Source organism: Chryseobacterium sp. Leaf180, assembly GCF_001424585.1.
GTDB lineage: Bacteria > Bacteroidota > Bacteroidia > Flavobacteriales > Weeksellaceae > Chryseobacterium.
The window spans coordinates 879,268-893,103 of sequence record NZ_LMPJ01000001.1; the positions used below are offsets into that span (position 1 = coordinate 879,268).

A 13,836-nucleotide genomic window follows, 5' to 3' on the forward strand; every position below is an offset into this window, starting at 1 on the left:
ACAAAAAGCGAGTTTCTTCGTCTAACTGTGCATAGATTAAACCATGAAAAAAACTTTATTTGCGCTTTCTCTTTTGGCTTCGACCGCAGTATTTGCGCAGGAAACACAAGACAGCAAAGACCAGAAAGTAAAAGAAAAAGACATAGAAGGCGTTGTAATTACCAAGACGAAAAAAGCAATCGAACAGAAAGCCGACCGCACGATTTTCGACTTTTCGGAGCAGCCACATCTCAACAACGGAAACGTTTTGGAAGGCATTAAAAAACTTCCGGGTCTTGTATCAACCGATATTGCGGGCATGATCTACCAGGGAAAACCGCTTGATGTATATCTGAACGGGCGGCCTTTAAATATTTCCTCCAATGAGCTTAATTCTTTCCTCGAAGGAATGCCGGCAAACGCGGTAGAAAAAATCGAAGTGATCACGCAGCCCGGCGCAGAATTTCCGGCGACTTCCGGCGGTGCAATCATGAATATCATCACAAATAAAAATGCCAACAAATATATCTCGGCAACCTATTCCGGGAATTACAATTTTACCAATGATGATAAATTCAGAAACCGTGTAAGCAACTCAATAAACCTCAACGCGCGGAATAAACTTTTCGGGTGGCAGCTGAGCGCCGGCCAAAACTACCGCGAAAGCATGCTCACCGGAAATCAGGACAATCTTTCGTTCACCAATACCGACAGAATCGGGCGCGGATATTTTGCAAAAGCAGGACTTACTTTTGACCTGAAACTCGACCGTATTCTCATTAATTATGATATTTACAACAACATTAATGATAATTATACACTGAGCAGCGGTGAGGCTGATGTGAGAATTACTCCTGCTGCGTTTCCGGTACGACCAATCCGTTTTGTTGCGCTGGATGCTGCAAATACGCGCTCCGTAAGACAGGAAGCGGTGGCGACATATCAGAAAAGATTTAACGACAAGCAGAAGAAACTCGATTTTCAGCTGGGTTTTACCAAATCTGACAGTAAGTTTGCGCAGAATAATAATTTTAGAGAAGGATTCTTCACTGATGTTGCGTTTGCAGATCCCTATTTTTCTACCGCCGGAACTGTTTTGGATAACAGCTCAGATATGCGCATCGGAAATTTTAAAATAGATTATTCTCAGCCTTTAAAAATTCTGGAGGAAGGAAAAGTAAGTTTCGGAGGTTTGTTTGAACAGCAGAATTTTGATACAGATAGCCGTGGCATTACCAATCTCGAATATCAGCGACAGACGACAGCCGCGTATCTGGAATTTCAGGCGAAATACAAGAAGTTTGATTTCATCGCCGGAGCGCGTGGTGAGAATTATGATATCTCTGGTGTGACTCGTTTTTCTGATGGAAATGCATTGCAGGAAACCGATCTTATACCTTTTAAAAAGTTTAAAATCTTTCCTAACGCAAGCGTGCAGTACAGCGTAATGAAACAGTTGTATGCCGTTGCGAATTATAATAAAAAGATCAATCTTCCGAGCATCTCAGCATTAAATCCGAACAATAATACATTGCAGCTTTTGAATGCGCAGGTGACCGGAAATCCTTTTTTGCAGCCAACGATTTTTGATAATTTTGAATTTAAAATTTCCGCATTTGATTATGCATTTATCGGTTACAGCGTGAGTAATGCTAAAAATCAGGTAGCGCAGATCGTCCGCAGAGAAGGCAAAAACATTTACAATCAGCAGACGAATATTTCGGAAATGAAAATTCATAATTTCAATGTGGGACTGCCGATCCCTTTTATGATTTTCAGTAAACCTTTAAGCGAAATTCTGAAGTTTGATTTTAATCCTGATAAAATTAATTTCATGTATGTGTACGCAGGTTATCAAAAGCATGATATCGACAATCTTCAGAATAATGGTTTTTGGATTTTCAATCTGATGACGCAGATTATTTTACCTAAAGACATCAATCTGAATGTAAATTACAGTTACCTTACGAAGCGCGCAGGTTATTTTTATTTTACGGCAGAAAAGCCATTCAACAATTCGCTGAATGTGACACTGACGAAGAAGTTTCTTGACAACCGACTCACGCTTTCTGTTTTTGGAAACGATATTCTAAACGGTCAGCAAACGCAGATCCGCACAAATAACCCGGAAGGCGGAAACAGTCTTTTCATCAGATCTAAATACGACACGCGGAACTTCGGTCTTTCGGTTAATTATAAAATCCCGACTAAAAATAAACTTGCCAAAGAAGACGAGAGCATTCTGAACAGCAAAAAAGAGGAAAGTGCCGGCGTGATGCAACCCGCGCAGTAATGTTATTTAAAACAAAATCGGCTCCCAAAATTTGGGAGCCGATTCTATTAAGAAAGTAAAAAAAATTAATATTATTTCTTAACGATTTTCTTCGTTAATTTTTGTCCGTTATCGAGCGTGATATTTATTAAATATACACCTGAAGGCAGACTCTGAAGATTCACCGATGAAATATTTTTATCATTTACATTCATCACACGCTGCCCGGAAGCGGAGAAAATCTGAACGTCTGTCACTTTTGATTTTGACTTGATGTATAAAATATCTGCAACGGGGTTTGGATAGATATTCAATTTTGTTTTAGCATCGGCCTCTTCCGTAGAAAGGCATCCTGCATCGACTGCAGCGGTGACTTGTTGACGGGATGATTCGCAACTGCTTCCTACAATAAAATTATAAAATAAGTAGTAACCTGTTGTCGCATTGCTGCCGCCTGTTAAAGTAAAATCTCCTTGTCCATACGGAAACGCCTGTCCAACTCCACCGGGAGAGCTGTAATTTCTGTAATAACTGCCTGCTCCTTCAATTTTAAATCTATATACTCCGGGGCTCAAAACTATATTAAGAGGTATTGTCTGTGGTGTAACGCCTCCGCTGGCAACATTTGAAGTAAATGGAATCTCATATGCAGGTGTAGTTGCAGTTCCTAAATAAATTCTGATAAAACTTGCATTTCCTGCCGCACTCGGGAAAACATCAACACTCTGCACAGAAACCGGATTGTTAGCAACGGTAGCTTCCATATAAAAAGTTGTACTGGCACCAGTTGTACCTCCGTTTGTTAGTGCTCCCGGATTTGCTACTCCAACACTTGCTGTACTGCCAATTGATGCAGATACAAAATAGTTTGTTGTTGATAATAAATTTGGTGTCGTGTAAGAATTTCCTGTCGTCAAAAGATTACCTCCACTTGCTGCACTATACCATTTGACAGTTGCTCCCGGAGCAGCAGTAGCCGAAAGTGTAGCACTATTTCCAGGACACACTGTAGCACCTAACACACTTAAAAGTGCAGGTGGCTGACAAAGAGTGAATAGACTTCCTGTCGCAGCAACCCAAGCGGTCTGATCTGTTGCCGAGCATCTCGATCTTACCCAAACATAATACGCTGTAGAAGCATTAAGAGGAGAAATCACCTGAGAAGTTCCTGTTACATTTGTGTATGATGGAGTTGTTGTAGAAGTAGGTGCTGTATTTGTTGTGCTGAAATACACATCATAACCCTGTGCTGGTGGTGTTGCAGGAGCAGACCACTGTATAGTTGCCGATGTAGCAGTTGGGTTGCCAGCTGTCACGTTTGTAGGCACAAAACATGTAGGTACGGTTTCCCAATAGAAATCATCATAATAGTATGATTTGGCATCAGCAATGTTCATAATTGCCAGTCTTGCATTTGCCGGAACCGTGTTTGGAATGACAACCGTGTATTCCGATGTTAGATCGTATGTTGTATTGGTGATCGTTATATCCTGAAGCTGTACGAATGATGCAGGATTACTGATATCTGTTACATAACCAATATTCAGTTTTCCGGGAAGCGTATTTACTCTTGCTTTAAATCTCAGCCAGTGGGTTCCTGCATTTATGTTGCTGAAACTTGGCAAAACTGCTATCGTCGGATTTTGCGTCGCCGTGCTGTACTGATATATATTTCTCGTTCCTGAAGCAGGCGTTGTGCTGCTTATAGATAAAGTTCCTGTCACATTAATCATTCGGTCCCAGCAATCGGGCAAAAATGCGCCTGTTGTATACGAATCAAAATTTTCAACCAGCGAGGTCACCGGAGCACATAATGTTTTAAAACTTGGCACAGAAACCCAGTTGCTTTTTGATGATGCACTACAAGACGACCGCAGCCAGACGTAATAGGTTGTGTTTGCCGTAAGTCCGGTAATTGTGGCTGTAGTAGCGGAAGTTCCGACCGTACCTGAAGGATTTGTAGCTGAGGTTGGGGCAGTATTGGCTGTTGAATAATAATACTCATAGCCGCCTCCAGGGTTTGATGTAGAAGCCGTCCATGAAATTGATCCCGAAGCAGGTGAAACCGCATTAGAGTTCAAATTTGTTGGCGGCAGACAAGACGGCGCTGGCTCCCAGTATACATCATCCCAGTAATATCCTTTGGCATCTGCAGGATTCATCACTGCAAGTCGCGCATTGGAAGGAAGCGATGTAGGAATCACAATAGTATATTCTGAAGTTGTATCGTACGTCGTATTGGTAAGCGTGAGTGACTGTATCGTATTAAAAGTTCCCGCGTCTGCCGGATTGGTCACATAACCAATGTTTAAAGTTCCTGTTCCCGCACTGCTGATTCTTGCTTTTAATCTAAGCCAGTGCGTTCCTGCATTTATGTTTGTAAAAGCTGGCAACACAACTACCGTCGGATTTTGGGCCGTCGAGCTGTACTGGTAAATATTTTTTGTTCCGGATGCCGGACCTGTTGATGAGATGGTCTGCGTTCCGTTTGATGTAATAATTCTGTCCCAACATAAAGGCACAATACTTCCCGTTGCATACGAATCAAAATCTTCTGAAAGCGTACTTGTCGGTGTGCAAAGTGTTACAAAAGTATTAGTCAGAGACCATTCGCTGAGGTTTCCGTTTCCACAATTGGCACGAACATATACATAATAGGTTGAACTTGGCGAAAGACCGCTGATAACCTGTGATGTTCCGCTCACTCCGACATGTTGAGGCGTTACCGAATTTGCAGGAACTGCCGCTGACATCGTGTAATAGACGTCATAGCCGTTGGAAGGCGCTGGTGTAGAAGCCGTCCAGTTCACAGTTCCGCCTGTAGTTGTAATAGAATTCGTATTTACACTTGCCGGCGGAAAACAGGTAGCCGGTGTAAATGTATATGTTAAACCAGCCGTTGGCATTCCGGGAATTGCGTTAGTCGTGTTGAAAGACTGTGAACTGCTGTTTACCGTTCCCTGCGTTGAATTCACAAAAGAAACCGTATCGTCGTTGGTTCTGTTTTTAAAATCAGTGTTACTGCTTCCGCGAAGACCAATTTGTGCGGTAAGATCCAAAGCAGTGGTTCCGGCTAAATAGGCTCCGGAATTGTAAACCATCTGAATGGCATTTGTGGTTTCTTTTAATCTTATCTGAAAAGAAAAAGAATACACAGCCGTTGTCGAAGTGCTGCTGTTCGGTCTGAAATTACTCCACTGGATTACCATCTCTCTGTTCGGTGCAGAGCCTACGGTTTGCCAGCTGATATTTCCGGTAGTTCCGTTGATATCATAAAAACTGCTGATGTCTCTTCCCCACGCAGATATTGCACCGTCATAAGCTGTCGAACCGGAAATTGGTGCAGCTAAAGTCGTCGTCGGTGCAGTAGAACCAAAAGTAACAAACCCGTTTGTAGAAACGTTGATTGTATTTTGTATCACACCGTTAAACGTAAAAGTGAACGGCAAAGTTACCGGATATACTGCACTGTTTAGGTTTGTAGCACTCGCATTTCCGGTTGCTGTTCCTAAAACTGTTCCCGTAATTGGCGTGTAAGTTCCGTTCGACTGTGCGAAACTGTACGTACTCACCTGAGCATTGAATCCTGCAAAACCAGCGACCAATAAAGCGGCACCGGTGATTTTCGTGACCAGATTTTTACTCCATAACGGTTTGAAAATCAGTTTGTAAATATTTTTCATACAATTAAAATTTTATTAATACCAATATACATTTATTTTTAAATAATACTTAATTTTAATCAATAAAACATATCAATTAATCAAGCTAAATCAAGTTATCTTGTTGATTATTTAAATACAATAACGTTCGGGTAAAATCTGAGGTAATTATGCGATGAATAGTACCCAAAATCATTAAAATTTTCACAAAAAAAATGCTCCGTCGTTTGACAGAGCATTAAATATTTACGAAACATTACTTAACATTTATTCGCAGGCCGCCCAAATTGCGTCACCTTTCGGCAACGGCGCAATTATTTCAATATTTTCCTTCGTTACAGGATGAATAAACTCGAGTTTTCTTGCATGAAGATGGATGCCTCCATCAGTATTTGAACGTGGTGAACCATATTTTAGATCCCCTTTGATCGGAACTCCGTGTTTTGAAAGCTGCGCGCGAATCTGGTGATGTCTGCCGGTTTCAAGATCGATTTCTAAAAGAAGATATCGGTCAAGCGTTTTTAGAATAGTGTAGGTCAAAATAGCTTCCTTTGCCCCATCAGTCACTTTCGTGAAAACACTTGCTTTATTATTTTTTTCGTTCTTTTTTAAATAATGTACCAAACGCTGACTTTGTGCGATATCATTTTTTGCCACAACCGCCCAGTACGTTTTTTTAATCTCGCGGTTTTTAATCATCTGCGTCAGCCGGCTCAGCGCTTTTGAGGTTTTTGCGTAAATCACCAAACCTGAAGTCGGCCGGTCGATTCGGTGCACCAAGCCAAGGAAAACATTTCCCGGTTTCTGATCGCGTATTTTGATATAATTTTTAATGGAATCAAGAAGAGATTCGTCGCCGGTTTTGTCACCCTGCACGAGCTGCCCGACGTTTTTATTAATAACAATCAGATGATTATCCTCAAAGACAATTTGCTCTTTCATCATTGATTACGGCCGATATTTCGGCTGGAAAATGAAATGATTACGCCCCCCAGCAAACCTATAGTTTTCACAAAAGATAATTCTGAATCTACTGGAAGAAACGAACCTACAATACAAACTCCTGCGGCAATATACATCGGGATTTTAAGCTTTTGATTAGCAAGAAACGGTGCCTGCAGCAGAAAACTTAAACCTATTAACAGATAAAAAAGTTTACGCGAAAGAATATCGTTTATTTCCGGTGAAAAGATATTAAACCATCCGACAATCAGGCAAAGCAATGCCAAAACAGAGATAATTCCCTGCGCCATATTTACATTATTTCTCATTAGTAGCTTTCGTTTTGATTAGGGAAATCGGCACTTTTCACATCTTTTACATACTGTGAAACAGCTCCGGTGATTTCAGTATACAAATCAAGATATCTTCTGAGGAATTTTGGAGAAAAACCTTTGTTCATTCCAACCATATCGTGATACACCAAAACCTGTCCGTCGCAATGTGCGCCAGCTCCAATTCCGATCGTAGGAATCGTTATGCTTTCTGAAACTTTTTTAGCCAAATCTGCCGGAATTTTCTCCAAAACCAAAGAAAAACATCCCAAATCTTCCAAAAGTTTTGCATCGGCGATCAGCTTTTCTGCTTCAGAATCTTCCTTTGCGCGCACTTTATAGGTTCCAAACTGATAAATAGACTGCGGCGTAAGGCCAAGATGTCCCATCACAGGAATTCCTGCGTTAATTATTTTTTTTACCGATTTTGAAATCTCTTTTCCGCCTTCAATCTTTACCGCATGCGCGCCACCTTCTTTCATCATTCTGACAGCAGATTCCAAAGCACGGTCTGGATTGCTCTGATACGTTCCAAAAGGCAAATCGGCCACCACAAGGGCACGTTCAATGCCACGGGCGACACTTTGCGTATGGTAAATCATTTGGTCTAAAGTGATGGGAAGTGTCGTCTCAAAACCTGCCATCACATTGGCTGCAGAATCTCCGATGAGCACAGCATCTACACCGCCAGCATCTACCATTTTTGCAGTGGTAAAATCGTACGCTGTAAGCATCGTGATTTTTTCTCCGTCAAATTTCATCTTGCGGAGCGTTTCGGTAGTAACTCTTTTTATTTCGGAGTGTACAGACATATTTTTTATGGTTTAAAGTTAAAAAAGCCGGCAGCGCCGACTCTTTTTCAGAATATTTTTAAAGAACCACGTGACCGAGTTTCATCAGTTTGTCGTGGTTGAGAATTTTTATGTTTCGGCCGTCTACTTCTATTAAGCTGTCCTGTTTAAATTCAGAAATAAGGCGGATAGCACTTTCAGTCGCAGTACCGATAATGTTTGCGATCTCTTCTCTGGTTAATGAAATTTTAATGAAACCTTCAGGATCGGTGCCAAGTTTTTGTTCAAGAAGAATTAAAATTTCTGCTAAACGTTCGCGCACTGTTTTCTGAGCCAAAAAAGTGATTGTGTTTGACGATTCCCCAAGCTCGTAAGAGATTTTTTGAAGCATTACAAAAGACAGCTGGGGATCAACTTCCAGAAGATCCATAAAAATATCTGCCGGAAGAAAAGTGCATTCTACATCGGTCATCGCTTCTGCTTTCGCCTGAAAATTTTCACCACAAAGCAAAGCGCGGTAACCTATCATATCACCTTCTTTTATAAAACGCAAAATCTGGTCTTTTCCGAATGAGCCGGATTTTGATAATTTGGCCGCACCCATTTCGATTACGTAAATACCTTTCGGGATTTCTCCGTCATCAAAAATCACATCATGCTTATGAAAATACAGCTTCTCTTTAGCATTCATATACCGCTCAAAATCAGCACTTGACAGTCTTTCCTTAAACGACTTATCGTTGAAAACCCTGGCAAATCTTTCTTCTATAGCAATCTGTTGTTCCTGCGACATTATGGTATGACATTTATCACAAAAATAGAACATTTAAACTCCATAAACAAGATTTTTTGTTATAATTTTGTAAGTCAATAACATATGAAGGTGAGCGAGAACTGTTTCCATTGTGGACAAGACTTAGAAAAGGAGAGAATTTCATTCGACGACAAAATTTTTTGCTGCAACGGATGCAGATCGGTCTATGAAATCCTAAACATCAATCATTTAACTAATTTTTACAATCTAAATAAAAAATCGGGAATCCGCCCAAGCGACGAAAATAATTCTCAGTTTGATTATCTCGATACGCAGGAAATTTTCAATAAAATCACAGATTTTTCGGAAGGAAATACAACGCTTGTTACTTTTAAAATTCCGGTGATTCATTGCTCCTCTTGCATCTGGCTTTTAGAAAGCCTGCATACAATCAATAAAGATATTCGTTACGCTCAGGTAAATTTTACAAGAAAAACCATTCAGATTGCTTTTAATCAAAATGAATTAAAGCTTAGCGGCTTGGCGAAATTTTTAACCAATCTTGGTTACAAACCCGCTATTAACCTCGAAACTGCTGAGAAAAAAGATGATAATCTAGATAAATCGCTTTTGGTAAAACTCGCGATTGCCGGTTTTGCTTTCGGAAACGGAATGTTTCTCGCCTTCCCAGAGTACATTGGTGGCGGTGATGTCTGGATGGAGCATTACAAAGGACTTTTCAGGATTTTAATGATGATTTTGGCAATGCCTGTCGTGCTTTATTCCGCCTCAGATTATTATAAATCGGCTTGGTTTGGTCTAAAAAACGGAATTGTAAACATCGATGTCCCGATTGTTTTGGGAATTTTTGTTCTCTTCGGACGAAGCGTTTACGAGATCGCCACAAACTACGGTCCGGGATATTTTGATACGCTTTGCGGCTTGCTTTTCTTCATGCTTTTGGGTAAATTTTTCCAGAAGCGCACATACAGTTCGTTATCGTATGACCGTGATTATAAGTCGTTTTACCCAATTGCGGTGACTAAAGTTGACTTTGGCGGCAAGCAGAAAAACATTCTGCTTTCAGATATAAAAGTGGGCGATAGAATTTTGGTGAGAAATCATGAGATCATTCCTGTTGATGCAATTTTGATAACCGGTGACGGAAATATTGACAACAGTTTCATAACCGGAGAAAGCGAAAGTATCACCAAGCAGCCTGGCGACAAGATTTTTGCCGGTGGAAAACAGATCGGTTCTTCGCTGGAACTTGAAGTGATCAAAAACGTTGACCAAAGTTATCTGACGCAGCTCTGGAATAAAGAAGCTTTCAAAAAACATGAAACCGGACTCGACACTCTCATCAACAATGTCAGTAAATATTTTACGTTTATCATTTTGGGAATCGCTGTAATTTCCGGGATTTACTGGTATTTCATTGATCTTGAAAAAATGTTTCAGGTGATTTCTGCGATCCTGATTATTGCCTGCCCATGTGCGCTTGCATTGTCTTCGCCGTTCACTTTCGGTCACATTATGAGGATTTTAGGCCGGAATAAATTTTATGTAAAAGATGCATTAACGATCGAAAAAATTTCTAAAATCGACACTGTGGTTTTTGATAAAACAGGAACTATTACGCAGCGAAAAAAGAGCAACATCAGATACGAAGGCGCAGAAATGAGTGATTTTGATCTGCAGAATATCAAAACTTTGCTTAAAAACTCCAATCATCCGCTGTCAAAGTCGCTGTACGAGTTTTTAGAAACTGAAGATCCGTATTTTCCGGTGAGCGGTTTTCAGGAAATTTCCGGGAAAGGATATGAAGGTGAAGTGCGTGGCGCTATGTATAAAATCGGTTCTGCAGCATTTAATTTGCAGGAAGGAAAAAATCTTGAAACAGCAGTTTTCATCAGTAAAGACGATAACTTTTTAGGTAAATTTATTTTTAAAAATGAATACCGTTTAAACTTAAAAAATCTCTTTACACAACTTTCAAAATTCAAAATTTTTATATTGAGTGGCGATAATTCTTCGGAGGAAAAACAGCTTAGCGAGATTATTCCGAATAACAGCGGAATGGCTTTTAGCCAGAGCCCGGAAGACAAACTGAATTTCATTAAAAACCTTCAGGATAACGGCAGCAAAGTAATGATGCTTGGCGATGGCCTGAACGATGCTGGAGCACTGAAACAGAGCAATGTAGGAATTGCAATTTCAGATGATTCCAACTCATTTACACCTTCCTCTGATGTAATTATGAACGGTGAAAAGGTTTCTTATCTCGACCGGTATCTTAATGTCTGCAAAGGTTCGATGAAGATTGTAAAGATGACTTTTGTGATCAGTTTTATGTACAACATCGTTGGTTTGAGCTTCGCAGTAACCGGTCATATGGATCCGCTTTTTGCGGCTATTCTGATGCCGATAAGTTCAATCACCGTGATTGCATTTACAACACTTTCGACGTGGATTTTAGGCAGAAAATATTTTAACACGAAAAACCTAACAAGCGTTATTTAGATTAGATTTAAATTAATCTGGAGGCTGTTTTAATGATGAATGTCATTATTTTTCACTAATTTTGAGACCCGAAAATGGGCTAAATTTGTTGTCTAAATGGATATATTATATTTAATGATCCTTTGCAGTGTTTCGCTGGCTGCCGTTTTTTTGGTTGTTTTTATCATAAATGCCAGAAGAGGTCAGTTTGAGGATGATGAATCGCCCGCTGTACGTATTCTTTTTGATGACGAAATAAAGGAGGAAAAGCCTTTAAACGAAGAAAAAAGTAAAAAAGAAAAAAGTAAAAAAGAAAAAAGTGAATAGTTTTTATGGAGACACAAAAGTTTAGTTATGACAACAGTATTGTTCGGGCATTCCTATACGCTACCATAGTTTTTGGTATTATCGGATTCCTGTTCGGGCTTACAGCAGCATTGATGCTTTTCTATCCTGAACTTCCGGAGTTTTTATTCGGAACCGATGATAAGACGATTACCAGTCTCTCGTCCGGAAACATACAGGGTCTGATCAATACACAAGGTGCTTTCGGATTTGGTAGAATAAGAATGCTGCACACCTCTACGGTGATTTTCGCATTTGTAATGAATATTGTTTACGTAGGTGTATATTACTCACTGCAACGTTTGCTAAAAACAAGAATGTACAGCGATACTCTATCGTGGATACATTTCTGGACTTGGCAGATCATGATTCTTGTAACTTACGTTACATTCTTCATGGGTATCAACACCTCAAAAGAATACGCAGAGCACGAATGGCCGATTGATATTTTGATCGCCTTCTCATGGATTATATTTGGAGCAAATATGTTCCTTACGATATCAAAAAGAAGAGTACGCCATTTATATGTTGCTATCTGGTTCTACATCGGAACATGGATCGCGGTGGTAATGCTTCACATCTTCAACAATCTTGAAGTTCCGTTATCTTTCGCAGGCTGGAAGTCTTATTCCGCATATGCTGGGGTAAAAGATGCGATTGTACAGTGGTGGTATGGTCACAATGCAGTAGCATTTGTATTGACGACACCGGTCTTAGGTTTGATGTATTATTTCCTTCCTAAAGCTGCAGACAGACCGGTTTTCTCTTATAAACTTTCAATTATTCACTTCTGGTCTTTAATTTTTGTTTACATCTGGGCTGGTCCTCACCACCTTCAGTATACGGCACTTCCGGCTTGGGCACAGGCTGTAGGTACAGGTTTCTCCATCATGCTTATTGCACCATCTTGGGGTGGAATGCTGAATGGCCTTCTTACTTTAAGAGGAGCATGGGATAAAGTAAGAGAAAATCCTATTTTGAAATTCTTCGTAGTGGCGGTTACCTGCTACGGTATGGCGACTTTCGAAGGACCACTCTTGGCAACAAAAAATATCAACAAAATCGGTCACTTTACCGATTGGGTTATTGGTCACGTTCACGTGGGCGCTTTAGGCTGGAATGGTTTTATGGCATTTGGTGTGATCTATTATTTGGTACCCATCTTGTGGAGAACTAAACTATACTCTGTAAAATTAGCTAACTGGCATTTCTGGTTAGGAACATTAGGGATTATCTTCTACGCAGTGCCGATGTACATCGCAGGATTTACACAAGGTCTGATGTGGAAGCAATTTAACCCAGACGGAACACTTCTTTGGAAAAACTGGCTAGATACCGTTACGGCGATTATTCCATATTACAGACTGAGATTTGTAGGTGGTTTATTCTATCTTTCAGGAGGTTTATTAATGGTAGCTAACGTTGTGGCTACTGTTAGAAAAGGATCTTTCCAGAAAGATGTACCGGCAGAAGCTCCAGCTTTGGCAAACATCAGCAACAAAAGAAAAGAAGGCGAGGGAACTCACCTCTGGTTAGAGAGAATGCCAGTATTACTGGGAATTCTATCTTTTATCACGATTTCAATTGGTAGTTCGGTAGAAATTATTCCTACATTATCTTTGAAGAAAAGTGTACCGACCATTTCTGCGGTGAAGCCTTATTCACCATTAGAATTAGAAGGTAGAGATTTATATATCCGTGAAGGCTGTAATTCTTGTCACTCGCAGATGATCAGGCCTTTCCGTGATGAGATTGTAAGATTTAACGGTAAAAACGGGCAGTATTCGAAAGCCGGAGAATTTATTTACGACAGACCTTTCCTTTGGGGATCAAAAAGAACGGGTCCGGATTTGCATCGGGAAGGTGGGAAAAACCCAAGTTCATGGCATTACAAACACATGTATAACCCAAGATCAACTTCTGCAGGTTCAATTATGCCACGTTTTCCTTGGTTGATTGCCAATAATCTTGACAGAACCAAAATGATTGATAAAATGGTTTTGATGAAGCAGGCGTTTGATGTTCCTTACTCAAAAGCAGAGATCGATTCGGCAAACAAATGGGCAGACAATCAGGCCGTGAAAATTGTTAAAGATATTTACAACGAAGCTCCGGATTTGAAAAAAGCCTACTCAAACCGTCCGAAAGGAGAACTTGAGCGTAAAGAGATTGTAGCTTTGATTTCTTATCTTCAGAGATTAGGAACTGACATCAAAACTACAGAGATCAAAACTGCCAGTAATAATTAATAGGAAAA

At 40.2% G+C, this 13,836-nt stretch carries 9 protein-coding genes; 4 read left to right on the forward strand and 5 right to left on the reverse strand.

Annotated elements, in window-relative coordinates; genetic code table 11:
• The first annotated feature begins 43 nt into the window (after window positions 1-43).
• On the forward strand, window positions 44-2,272 hold the full coding sequence (locus ASG01_RS04040) for an outer membrane beta-barrel family protein (RefSeq protein ID WP_055860227.1): 2,229 nt from the start codon (window positions 44-46) through the stop codon (window positions 2,270-2,272).
• 71 nt (window positions 2,273-2,343) lie between these two features.
• On the opposite strand, the gene ASG01_RS04045 is transcribed toward ASG01_RS04040, so the two are convergent.
• The 5 genes from ASG01_RS04045 to ASG01_RS04065 all read right to left on the reverse strand — a co-directional run bounded on the left by ASG01_RS04045 (window position 2,344) and on the right by ASG01_RS04065 (window position 8,771).
• Entirely contained in the window at window positions 2,344-5,934 is a 3,591-nt protein-coding gene (locus tag ASG01_RS04045) for a fibronectin type III domain-containing protein (protein ID WP_055860231.1), read from the reverse strand.
• A gap of 246 nt (window positions 5,935-6,180) precedes the next feature.
• Complete coding sequence (locus ASG01_RS04050; protein ID WP_055860234.1) at window positions 6,181-6,858, reverse strand: RluA family pseudouridine synthase; 678 nt, start codon at window positions 6,856-6,858, stop codon at window positions 6,181-6,183.
• Window positions 6,855-7,184 (reverse strand): hypothetical protein, encoded by a 330-nt coding sequence (locus ASG01_RS04055; RefSeq protein WP_055860237.1) that lies wholly within the window; start codon window positions 7,182-7,184, stop codon window positions 6,855-6,857. Before ASG01_RS04055 ends, ASG01_RS04050 begins: the two co-directional genes overlap by 4 nt.
• On the reverse strand, window positions 7,184-7,999 hold the full coding sequence (panB, locus tag ASG01_RS04060) for a 3-methyl-2-oxobutanoate hydroxymethyltransferase (protein WP_055860240.1): 816 nt from the start codon (window positions 7,997-7,999) through the stop codon (window positions 7,184-7,186). Before panB ends, ASG01_RS04055 begins: the two co-directional genes overlap by 1 nt.
• A 58-nt stretch (window positions 8,000-8,057) precedes the next feature.
• Complete coding sequence (locus ASG01_RS04065) at window positions 8,058-8,771, reverse strand: Crp/Fnr family transcriptional regulator (RefSeq protein WP_055860243.1); 714 nt, start codon at window positions 8,769-8,771, stop codon at window positions 8,058-8,060.
• A gap of 90 nt (window positions 8,772-8,861) precedes the next feature.
• Between ASG01_RS04065 and ASG01_RS04070 the strand changes: the two genes are divergently transcribed.
• The 3 genes from ASG01_RS04070 to ccoN all read left to right on the forward strand — a co-directional run bounded on the left by ASG01_RS04070 (window position 8,862) and on the right by ccoN (window position 13,828).
• Window positions 8,862-11,255 (forward strand): heavy metal translocating P-type ATPase, encoded by a 2,394-nt coding sequence (locus tag ASG01_RS04070; RefSeq protein WP_185097222.1) that lies wholly within the window; start codon window positions 8,862-8,864, stop codon window positions 11,253-11,255.
• A 96-nt stretch (window positions 11,256-11,351) separates the two neighbouring features.
• Window positions 11,352-11,561, forward strand: a complete 210-nt coding sequence (gene ccoS / locus ASG01_RS04075; RefSeq protein WP_055860251.1) for a cbb3-type cytochrome oxidase assembly protein CcoS — start codon at window positions 11,352-11,354, stop codon at window positions 11,559-11,561.
• A gap of 5 nt (window positions 11,562-11,566) precedes the next feature.
• Window positions 11,567-13,828, forward strand: a complete 2,262-nt coding sequence (gene ccoN / locus ASG01_RS04080) for a cytochrome-c oxidase, cbb3-type subunit I (RefSeq protein ID WP_055860254.1) — start codon at window positions 11,567-11,569, stop codon at window positions 13,826-13,828.
• Window positions 13,829-13,836 lie beyond the last annotated feature (8 nt).

Bases quoted from the DNA above. Each gene is read 5' to 3' on its own strand.
- ASG01_RS04055 (WP_055860237.1), bottom strand. From the start codon at position 7,184: ATGAGAAATAATGTAAATATGGCGCAGGGAATTATCTCTGTTTTGGCA.
- ccoN (WP_055860254.1), top strand. From the start codon at position 11,567: ATGGAGACACAAAAGTTTAGTTATGACAACAGTATTGTTCGGGCATTC.
- ASG01_RS04045 (WP_055860231.1), bottom strand. From the start codon at position 5,934: ATGAAAAATATTTACAAACTGATTTTCAAACCGTTATGGAGTAAAAAT.
- ccoS (WP_055860251.1), top strand. From the start codon at position 11,352: ATGGATATATTATATTTAATGATCCTTTGCAGTGTTTCGCTGGCTGCC.
- ASG01_RS04050 (WP_055860234.1), bottom strand. From the start codon at position 6,858: ATGATGAAAGAGCAAATTGTCTTTGAGGATAATCATCTGATTGTTATT.
- ASG01_RS04040 (WP_055860227.1), top strand. From the start codon at position 44: ATGAAAAAAACTTTATTTGCGCTTTCTCTTTTGGCTTCGACCGCAGTA.
- ASG01_RS04065 (WP_055860243.1), bottom strand. From the start codon at position 8,771: ATGTCGCAGGAACAACAGATTGCTATAGAAGAAAGATTTGCCAGGGTT.
- panB (WP_055860240.1), bottom strand. From the start codon at position 7,999: ATGTCTGTACACTCCGAAATAAAAAGAGTTACTACCGAAACGCTCCGC.